The sequence below is a fragment of the Amorphus sp. 3PC139-8 genome, assembly GCF_040750475.1.
Taxonomy (GTDB): domain Bacteria; phylum Pseudomonadota; class Alphaproteobacteria; order Rhizobiales; family Amorphaceae; genus Amorphus.
Genome location: NZ_JABJVY010000042.1, coordinates 17,849 through 27,791, shown reverse-complemented (window position 1 = coordinate 27,791; position 9,943 = coordinate 17,849). Strand labels below are relative to the sequence as shown.

The window sequence follows — 9,943 nt, the reverse complement described above, 5'->3', positions numbered from 1 at the left end:
CAGACGGAAAACCGGTTCCCACTTTTCCTGAAATTCGCGAAGCCAGCGCGCGACCGCGCGCCCGCCGGAGGCCGCCCCGTCCGGAGCGAAGCGGCGAAGCCGCGACAGCGTGAGGACATATCTTTCAACGCAATTTCAGACGGAAAACCGGTTCCCACTTTTCCTGAAATTCGCGAAGCCAGCGCGCGACCGCGCGCCGGCCGGAGGCCGCCCCGTCCGGAGCGAAGCGGCGAAGCCGCGACAGCGTGAGGACATATCTTTCAACGCAATTTCAGACGGAAAACCGGTTCCCACTTTTCCTGAAATTGCTCTATCCCTCGAACGGGATCATCGGCTCCGGAACGACCACCGTGTCGCGGGCGGATCCCATCGCATCCAGAAAGGCGTCGGCGCTCTGATCGATGATCGGGAAGGTCTTGTAGTGGCAGGGAATGACCTTCTTGAACGAGAAGAAGCGCGTGCAGGCCAGCGCGGCCGTGCGCGCGCCCATGGTGAAGCGGTCGCCGATCGGGACGATGCCGATCTCCGGCTGATAAAGCTCGTTGATCAGCGCCATATCGGAGAAAATGTCGGTGTCGCCCATATGGTAGAGCGTCGGCTGGCCGTCCGCCGTCAGGATCACGCCGAGCGGATTGCCGAAATAGACAGACTGGCCGTCGCGCCGGATACCGGAAGAATGGTCGGCGCGCACGAAGGTCAGCTTGAACGGGCCGCAATCGACCGTGCCGCCGGTGTTGCCGGGATTGATGTTCTCGATACCGTAGACTTCCGACAGCCACATGCAGAGCTCGAAATTCGCCACGACCTGGGCTCCGGTCGCCTTGGCGATTTCAGGCGTGTCGCCGAGATGGTCGTCGTGGCCATGGGTCAGGACCACGTGCGTGCACCCCTCCTGGGCCGCCTCGACGGATCCGGTAAAGAGGGAATTGCCGTTCAGGAACGGGTCGATCAGGACGACGGCCTCGCCCATTTCGACGCGGAAGGCGGAGTGTCCGAGCCAGGTGATCTGCATGGAAGTCGCTCCAGTGTTGGAATCTGTCAGCCGGCAAGAAGACGCCGATGCAACGTCGCCGGCAAGGTGCACACGCTCTCGCGCCATTGCAATATGGCGCCAAGGCGCGGTGATCGGCCGTCGGATTTGCGGGCACGAAGCGGATGGTGCGCTATAGCAGGCAAGACCGACGATCCCATGACGAATAAGCCCGGGGGAGAAACGCGATGACGGCGAAGATGGATCCGCTGCTTCCAATCGAGGATTTCGCCGCCGCCCTGCCAACAGAAGCGGCCGTCTTCGGCCTCGACCTCGGCACCAAGACCATCGGCATCGCCGTGTCCGATCTCGGGCGACGCATCGCCACCCCGCTCGTCACCCTGCGCCGAAAGGCCTTCAAGACGGATTCCGCCGAGCTGTTGCGCCTGGTCGCGGAGCGCGACATCCGCGGCCTGGTGCTGGGGATGCCGTTCAACATGGACGGCAGCGCCGGACCGCGCGTGCAAGCCACGCGCGCCTTCGCCCGCAACCTCGCCGGCGTGACCGATCTGCCAATGCTGGCCTGGGACGAGCGGCTCTCGACCGCCGCCGTCACCCGAACGCTGATCGAGGCCGACGCCTCGCGGGCACGCCGCGCCGAATTGGTCGACAAGGTCGCCGCCGCCTACATCCTGCAGGGCGCGCTCGACCGGCTGGGCTCCATGCGCCTTTAACAGATCCGCCGGCCCCTCAAAGCTCCGGAACGATGAAATCGATCAGGGCGGCGGGATTGTAGCGACCATCCAGCATGCCGTAGGTGGCGCGCCAGCGTCCTTTCAGCCTGGCCGACAAAAAGGCGTCGGAGACCACCCTCGGCGCATTGCGCCGCAGTGCCGCCCCCGCTGCCAGCAGGGCCAAGCGCTCCACATGGGCCCTGAGCGCGGCTTCGTCGGCCTCGTCATTCACCAGAGCGGCTTTGAGCGCGGTGATGTCGGCCTCCACGCTGTCTCCAAGTTCCGCCTGAAGCGAAGCCAGGAACCCGCCGACCGCCTCCGGCGAGCGGGCCGCCAACCGGCGTATTTCCAAGCACAAAAGATTGCCAGGACCTTCGAATAGCATGCCGGCCGGCGCGTCGCGATAAAGCCGCGCCAACGGCGATTCCTCCACATAGGCGTTGCCGCCCATACACTCGATCGCCTCGGCGACGAACGCCGGCGCGGTCTTGCAGATCCAGTATTTGGCGACCGGAACCATCAGCCGGGCATAGATCTGCTCGCCATCGTCATCGGCCGCCCGGTCAAACGCTTCCGCCACCCGCAGCGCCAGCGCCAGCGCACCGGCGACATCCAGCGCCATATCGGCAAGCACCCGCTGCATCAGCGGCTCTTCCACCAGCAGCACGTCGGCGACCGAGCGGTGGCGGGCGTGATGCACCGCCTCGACCAGGGCAGCCCGCATGACGGCGACCGAGACCACCGCGCAGTCCAAACGGGTCAGGGTCACCATTTCCAGGATGGTGCGCACGCCGCGCCCCTCCTCGCCCACCAGGAAGCCGGTGGCGCCGTAAAATTCCGCCTCGGCGGTGGCGTTGGAGCGATTGCCCAGCTTCGACTTCAGCCGGTGGAACTGGATCGTGTTCAACGTCCCGTCGGGACGAAAGCGCGGCATCAAAAAGCAACTCAATCCCTGCTCGGCCTGGGCGAGCACCAGAAAGGCGTCGGACATCGGCGCCGACAGGAACCATTTGTGGCCGATCAGCCGGTGGGCGCCGTCGATCTCGCTCCACTCGGCGACCGTGCGGCTGCCACGCACATCGGTGCCGGCCTGTTTTTCCGTCAGCCCGATGCCGAGCGTCGCGCCACCCTTCTCGCTGACCGGCCGAAAGCGATAGTCGTAGCGCCGCGACGAGACCGCCGGCAGCCAGTCCTCGAACAGGTCCGGCGATGTGGCGAGCGCGGCCATGGCCGCGTTGGTGGTGGTAAGCGGTCCGGTGTGTCCGGCTTCGGTCTGCGCCGTCAGAAACAGGCGAGCGGCCCGCAGACGATGGTGGGCGGGGGTCCCCTCCGTGGGCCCATCCCAAACAGAGGCATGCAGACCGGCCCCGATGCTGCGGCTCATCAGCGCGTGATAGGCGGGATGAAACTCCACGACATCGAGACGATGGCCGGTGCGGTCGTGAGTGCGCAAAACCGGCAGCTCGGTGTTTGCGAGCCGCGCCACGTCGCGCGCGTCGGCGGATCCCCAATAGGCGCCGGCGCGATAGAGATCGTCCTCGGTGTCGGTGTCCAGCACCTCTTCCAGCATGGCGATCAGAATCGGATCGCCATCGAACAGGTTGCGACCGTCGGAGGAAGGCGCCTGATTGACGACGCGATGGGTTTCGAACGGCCCGAGCCAATCGGCCTCGGGTGCCTCGACATCCTCAGGCGTCGACATCTCGGCCGGTTCCTCTCCGCTCACCGTTCGCATCCTCTCCGAGCGGCGCCACCTGCGCTGCGCATCGGCTCGCCGCCTCGTTGGTTGGGGCTCTCCGCCCGCACATGGGAAAATGAACTGGATTCAATCCGTTGACCATATCCTGGGCGGTCGCCGTGCGTCGATCCTCGCCCCCCAAAAGCCAAACCGCCTCCAACCGGCTCGGATTGATCAGCACCCACAGACTAAACATAGGCCGCTAAAGGAGAAGTGAATACAAATCCGTCGCGTGGGAACACGCCACCTCCAACAGCCGCTTCCACCTGTCGGAGGGCTCCAGACCGGCCGGCGCAATTGCTCACACAAGCGTTTCGTTCTCCTGCCGTTTGCGAGTAGGGTCCACACCAACGCACCGGGACTGGACACGGAAAGATGCCCGAACCGATTAGCTGGGCCCTCGCCTGGCCCTACTTTCTTGCTGCCTTCGCCTTCGGCTACCTGCTCGGATCGATCCCGTTCGGGGTCCTGCTGACCCGGCTTACCGGCGCCGGCGATTTGAGGACGATCGGGTCCGGCAATATCGGCGCGACCAACGTTTTGCGCACCGGCCGCAAGGGGCTTGCCGCACTCACCCTTCTCGGCGATGCCGCCAAAGGGGCCGCCGCCGTGCTGATCGCCGCCCATTGGGGAGCCGACATGGTGGTGTTTGCCGCCCTCGGCGCCTTTCTCGGTCACCTGTTCCCGGTCTGGCTGAAATTTCGCGGCGGCAAGGGCGTCGCCACCTATCTGGGCATCCTGATCGCGGTTGCCTGGCCCGGCGCGCTTGTCTTCGCCGTGGTCTGGCTGGCGGTCGCGTTCCTCAGCCGCTATTCCTCGCTCGCCGCGCTGCTCGCCACCCTTGCCACCGTGGTCTTTCTGTTCGTCTTCTCTCGCCAGCAATGGGGCGAGCTGTTCCTGGTCCTGACCGTCCTCTCCTGGGCCAAGCATTGGCAGAATATCGCCCGGCTCGCGACCGGACGCGAAAGCAAGATCGGGGCACGTCAATGAGAGCCGGAACGGCCGGGCTCCGGCTTTCCGACGCCCAACGGCTGGCCTGGCTCCGCCTGATCCGCTCCGAACGCGTCGGTCCGACCACCTTCCGCGAGCTGCTCAACCACTACGGCACCGCCGCGGCCGCGCTGGAGGCCCTGCCCGACCTCTCCCGACGCGGCGGCGGCGTTCGCGGGATCAAGATCGCCTCGCGCCCGGAGGCGGAGCGCGAGCTCGACGCCCTGACCCGGCTCGGCGGACGGCTCGTGGCGCTCGGAGAGCCCGACTATCCGGCCCATCTGCGCCATGTCGATGCGCCGCCGCCGCTCCTGTCGATGCTGGGCGAAGAGGCGATCGCGCGGCGGCCCGCGGTGGCGATCGTGGGCGCGCGCAACGCCTCGCTGGCCGGGCGCAAGATCGCCCGGTCGATTGCGGCCGGTCTCGGCGAGCATGGCCTGGTGGTGGTCTCTGGCCTCGCCCGCGGCATCGATGCCGCCGCGCATGAAGCCACCGTCGACACCGGGACGATCGCCGTTCTCGCCGGCGGACTGGATCAGATCTATCCCCCCGAAAACGAGCCTCTGTTGCGATCCCTCGTGTTGGCCGGCGGTGCCGCCGTGACCGAAATGCCGCTTGGCTGGAGCGCCCGGGCACGCGACTTCCCCCGCCGCAATCGGCTGATTTCCGGCCTCGGCCTCGCCGTGGTCGTCGTGGAGGCCGCCAAGCGCTCCGGCTCGCTGCATACGGCGCGCTTTGCCAGCGAGCAGGGTCGCGACGTGCTGGCGGTCCCCGGCTCGCCGCTCGACCCCAGGGCGGAAGGGTGCAACCATCTGATCCGGGAGGGCGCCACATTGGTCACGTCCGCCGCCGACGTGATCGAAGCGATTTCCGCGCTGATCGACGACCGCCCTGCGGAACCGCCCCGGCATCTGGAAGAGAGCGAGGCCGAACGCTCCGCGCCCATGGGCGAGCCAGACGATGCCGTCCGCTCCCGCATCCTGGAGGCGCTCGGCCCGACCCCGACGGCGATCGACGAGATCATCCGCGAATGCGCCCTCGACGCGGGCGTCGTGCAGCTCGTGCTTCTCGAACTGGAACTCGCCGGACGGCTGGAACGCCATGGCGGAGGCACGGTCTCCCTGATCTGAGACCCCTCCAGAACCGGCTTCCCGCTTTTGCGCCCGGCACTGAGGCTTAGAGCAGTCTCTAGATGTGAGCCATTTCTCATCGCTCAGACGGAAACATCTGAGCGATGAGAAATGGCTCCAGATTCAATAACTTGAGAAAGTCCTTACCATTCAAACTGATTCAGTTTGAACGGGACATGCTCTAGGATCGCTTCGCTGTCTGCTTCGAGGCGCGGTCGTTGGCCGCGATTTCGTCGCGCAAGCGCTCCTCCATCGCTTCGGGCGAAATCGGCTTGCCGAACAGATAGCCCTGGAACTGCGCACAGCCGAGCTTGCGCAGGCTCGCAAGCTCTTCCTCCCGTTCGACACCTTCGCCCTGGATGGTGAGTCCCAACTTCTGGGCAAGGACGACCATCAACTCGCAAATCGCGAGCTTTTCCACCGACTCGTCGATGTGGGAGACGAAGGAGCGATCGATCTTGATCTTGTCGACCGGCATTTCGTGAAGCCGGCCGAGCGAGGAGGCCCCCTTGCCGAAATCGTCGATCGCGATCTGGATGCCGAGCGTTTCCTTCAAGCTCCGAAGCAGACGGTCGCCGCGATCGCCGGAATGCATCAGCGCGGTTTCCGTCACCTCGATTTCCAGCCGCTCCGGCGCCAGCCCGGAATATTCCAGCGCCGAGCGGATGGTGGTCTCCGTCTCGTCCACGATCAGCTCACGCGGCGACAGGTTCACCGACACGATGCCGGGCTTCAGCATCTGCGTTTCCCACTGACGCATCTGCCGGCACGCCTCGAACAGAACCATCCGGTCGATCTCGAAGATCAGGCCGGTGTCCTCCGCGATCGGAATGAACGCGTCCGGATACACCATCCCTTCTCCGGGGCGCTGCCAACGCACCAGCGCCTCCATGCCGATCAGCGAGCGCTTGAGATCCACGACCGGCTGGTAGTGAACGACAAACTCCCGGCGCGCCAGCGCGCCACGCATCTTCGCCTGAATGTCGAGGCGCTGTTCGGAGGCGCGCGTGAACGCCTCCTCGTAGAACTGATAGCTCCCCTTTCCGGCGCGCTTGGCGTGATAGGCGGCGGCATCGGCATGGCTGATCAGAGCGCGCGTGTCGCTGCCATCGGTCGGGAAACGACTGATGCCGATGGAGGTCTGGATAAAGATCTCCCGGCCGGGTTCGATCTCGATCGGCTTTTCGAAACAGCTTCGCATCCGCTCCGCCAGCACAGACGCCTGCAGCTTGGAGCGCACGTTCGGCTGGAGAATGAGGAATTCGTCGCCCCCAAAACGCGAGATCACGTCCGTCTCGCGCACGCCGGCGCGCAATCGCGCCGCGACCGCGACCAGAAGCCGGTCGCCGGTCTCGTGACCATAGCTGTCGTTGACATATTTGAAATCGTCGAGATCGAGATAGTGAACCGCCAGGCCGTCCTCTTCCGCCGAGGTCGCCTCGATCGCCGCTTCCAGGTCGGCGACGAATTTGCGCCGGTTGGGAAGGCCGGTCAGCTCGTCGACGTTGGCGAGTTCCACCAGCCGCTGTTCGGTCTCCTTCAGGCGGGTGATGTCGGTGAAAACGCCGAAATAGTTGAGAAGGTCGCCGTTTTCGTCGCGCAGCACGTTTACCGAGCACAGCACCGGCACCAGGCTGCCGTCCTTGCGCCGCGCCCAGCCTTCGCCCTTCCAGAAGCCGCTCCTGCCGACCGACCGCACGATCTGCGGCAGCAGCGTCCGGGCGGCGTCCAGGACCGGCAGGCTCCTGAGATTCTGGCCGACGATTTCCGACTGCGCGTAGCCGGTGATCCGCGTGAACGCCTCGTTGATGGTGACGAGCCGAAAGCGCGGATCGATGACGAAGATGCCGTCCCGCGTGGCTTCCACGACGGCGGCGAGCTGACGGATCCGGTCCTGGCGCTCCTTCTCGTCGGTGATGTCGCGCCCGATCGACTGGATCTCCAGCACGTTGCCGTTGTCATCGAACACCGCCCGGTCGGTCCACTGATGCAGGCGCCAGCGGCCATCGGGCAGCGCCACGTGATGCTCGAAGGTCTTCCAGGGGTGCTCGGGCGTAAAGCTGGCGTAGTGGGCGAGCACGGTTTCGCGCTCGTCTTCCGGCACATGATCGATGAAGCGATAGCCGGCGATCTTATCGAACGGCACCCCAACCTGCCGACAATAGATCTCGTTGGCGAACGTAACGCGGGTGTCCGGCGTGAAGCGGACGATCATGTCGAGATGCTGCTCGACGATGGAGCGATAGCGCGCCTCGCTCGCCTTCAGCTCCGCTTCGATCCGCTTGCGGTCGGTGATGTCGCGCCCGATCGACTGGAATTCGATCAGATCGCCTTCATCGTTGAAGAACGCGCGATCCGTCCAATATTGCCAGCAGATCGAGCCGTCCGGCCGCACGATCCGATACTCGAACGAACGGACGGAATCGGCCGGCGTCACCCGGCTCAGATGGGCCAGCGCGCGGGCCCGGTCGGCCGGCGGCAACAATGCGATGAATGGCCGGCCGATCAGGTCCTCGATCGAGCGGCCGAAGGCGTGGGCATAGGCCGGATTGACATAGGTCAAAGTGGTATCCGGCTTGAAGCGGCAAATTAGATCCACCTGATCTTCGACGATCGACCGGTAGCGCGCCTCGCTGGCTTTAAGGTCAGCCTCGATCCTGAGCCGCTCGGTGATGTCGGCGATGATGACCGTGTAGTAAGAGCGGTAGCCGTCTGCGGTCACCGTCTCCGACAGGCGCAGCTCGACCCAGAACGGGTCGCCGTGAGGGCGTCGGAAACGCAGACGCAGTGAGGCTTTCGGCCCCTTGCGCAGCGCATCGGCCAAAATGGCGGGACGCTCGTCGGTACCGGAACTGTCGACGAACTCTTCCAACGTGCGGCCCAACACGCCATCGCTCTTGGCGCCGACCATGCTTTCGAACGCGCTGTTGGCGTAAATGATCGGCGCCCCGCCATCGAGGGCGTCCAAAATGACGATGCCGGTATCGGCGGCATCCATGGCCGCCGCCTGCACCCGAATCCGGTCGAGCAGACGGCGATGCTCGGTGGTTTCGCGCATCGCGCCGTACCACACCGTCCCACCGTCCGCGCCGCGCTCCGGGGAGGCCTGTACCTCCACCCAGATCTCGCCCTTTTCGGGGTGGTGTACCCGGAACTCGTCACTCCACAGCGTCAGGGTCGATCCGCGCTGCCACATGGCGAAGCGGACCCGGTCGCGGTCACGCAGGTCGACGCGCTCCAGCATGGGCACCAGCGAGCGTTTCACGGCGTCCGGCGCAAGCCCGAATATTTCCGCAAGCCCGTCGCTCACATAGGTGAAATGACCGCCCCCTTCCGGCCGAAGCGCCGCCTGGAACACCAGGCCGGGCATGTTGGCGGTGATCTTGGACAGGGTGGACACGCTCTCGCGCAACTGCCCATCGATGCGGTCGCGCACGAGCCGAAGCGCGGTCGCTTCGAGCAGAGCCTGATAGTTGTTCAGGCAGAGTAGCCCCAGCAGCGCCACATAAAGCGACAGGATACCTGCCAGCGCGAACGCATCCGCGGTGGCCAGAAGCGCCAGTTCGGCGATCAACGGCCCCAGCGAAAGCGACACGAACGCAATCACGGAGAGCGGGCTTGCCGACCGCCACGCGACATAGCCGCCGCCGAACCCGGCCAGCATGAGCGGGACGAAGAAGAAGGACAGGCCGAACCCGGCATCGGGGCGAAACAGGATGACCCCGCCCACGCCCCACACAAGGCCGTTGAGGGCCGCCCCCGCAACGAACCAGGCGTGCCAATAGGCGGTCTGCACGGAGCGGGTTCGGCTCCGGTTGAAGCGGTAGACCACCAGAATGTTGAAGGCTGCGACCGCGATGCTCGCCAGGATCAGCAGGCTGATGGAGATCTGCGCAACGGCATCGCCGAGCGCGATCCCCAAAATCAGAAGGCCGACGGGATGAAGAAGCGCCTGCAGCGGCGACGAATTGCGCGCAACGATTTCGTTAAGCGCACGGCGAATGTCCGTGACGCCTTCGCCGCCACCCGGCCAATCCGTCCGGGGTTGCCCCTTTTCCCGGTCGCGCATTGCGGTCTCGATCTTTGCCGAGCGCGAATGTCGCGACCGGCACCTCTAGGAATTCGATGCAACCATAGCACCAATCCGGCAACCGCCACATCCTGACAATCGCCAATCGCTCGGAAGTTTTCACCAACGTGAACCAATTGTGACAGTTTCGCACAATCGGATTTCCCGGCGCCACTTACGCGCAACAATCATGCGTGAAGCCCCTATTTCACGCAATATAGAATATTTTTAGACTCGCTCCGCCCCCTCGAATTTGACGTTCAAGCACCGGCCGCAGCACCGATATCGCCCGATGCTTTCGCCCCCGGCGCT

General features: G+C 65.1%; 6 protein-coding genes. 3 read left to right on the top strand and 3 right to left on the bottom strand.

Features of this window, described 5'->3' with window-relative positions; all coding sequences use genetic code 11:
* Positions 1-310 precede the first annotated feature (310 nt).
* Entirely contained in the window at positions 311-1,012 is a 702-nt protein-coding gene (locus HNS03_RS24120; RefSeq protein ID WP_367198602.1) for a metal-dependent hydrolase, read from the bottom strand.
* Positions 1,013-1,218: 206 nt separating this feature from the next.
* Here HNS03_RS24120 and ruvX point away from each other — a divergent pair, with 206 nt between their 5' ends.
* Complete coding sequence (ruvX, locus tag HNS03_RS24115) at positions 1,219-1,704, top strand: Holliday junction resolvase RuvX (protein ID WP_367198601.1); 486 nt, start codon at positions 1,219-1,221, stop codon at positions 1,702-1,704.
* A 16-nt stretch (positions 1,705-1,720) separates the two neighbouring features.
* On the opposite strand, the gene HNS03_RS24110 is transcribed toward ruvX, so the two are convergent.
* A complete protein-coding gene (locus HNS03_RS24110) occupies positions 1,721-3,406 on the bottom strand; it encodes an acyl-CoA dehydrogenase family protein (protein WP_367198600.1) in 1,686 nt (561 codons plus the stop codon).
* A 411-nt stretch (positions 3,407-3,817) separates the two neighbouring features.
* On the opposite strand from HNS03_RS24110, the gene plsY reads away from it, so the two are divergent.
* On the top strand, positions 3,818-4,432 hold the full coding sequence (plsY, locus tag HNS03_RS24105) for a glycerol-3-phosphate 1-O-acyltransferase PlsY (protein WP_367198599.1): 615 nt from the start codon (positions 3,818-3,820) through the stop codon (positions 4,430-4,432).
* A complete protein-coding gene (gene dprA, locus HNS03_RS24100) occupies positions 4,429-5,562 on the top strand; it encodes a DNA-processing protein DprA (RefSeq protein WP_367198598.1) in 1,134 nt (377 codons plus the stop codon). Before plsY ends, dprA begins: the two co-directional genes overlap by 4 nt.
* Before the next feature lie 181 nt (positions 5,563-5,743).
* Here dprA and HNS03_RS24095 read toward each other — a convergent pair whose 3' ends face one another.
* The gene (locus tag HNS03_RS24095) at positions 5,744-9,631 is read right to left on the bottom strand and encodes a PAS domain S-box protein (RefSeq protein WP_367198597.1); all 3,888 of its coding nucleotides are present in this window, start codon (positions 9,629-9,631) and stop codon (positions 5,744-5,746) included.
* Positions 9,632-9,943: the final 312 nt, after the last annotated feature.

What these genes read in the sequence shown, in the direction of transcription:
- HNS03_RS24120 (WP_367198602.1), bottom strand. Translation starts at nt 1,012, where the DNA reads ATGCAGATCACCTGGCTCGGACACTCCGCCTTCCGCGTCGAAATGGGC.
- ruvX (WP_367198601.1), top strand. Translation starts at nt 1,219, where the DNA reads ATGACGGCGAAGATGGATCCGCTGCTTCCAATCGAGGATTTCGCCGCC.
- HNS03_RS24110 (WP_367198600.1), bottom strand. Translation starts at nt 3,406, where the DNA reads ATGTCGACGCCTGAGGATGTCGAGGCACCCGAGGCCGATTGGCTCGGG.
- plsY (WP_367198599.1), top strand. Translation starts at nt 3,818, where the DNA reads ATGCCCGAACCGATTAGCTGGGCCCTCGCCTGGCCCTACTTTCTTGCT.
- dprA (WP_367198598.1), top strand. Translation starts at nt 4,429, where the DNA reads ATGAGAGCCGGAACGGCCGGGCTCCGGCTTTCCGACGCCCAACGGCTG.
- HNS03_RS24095 (WP_367198597.1), bottom strand. Translation starts at nt 9,631, where the DNA reads ATGCGCGACCGGGAAAAGGGGCAACCCCGGACGGATTGGCCGGGTGGC.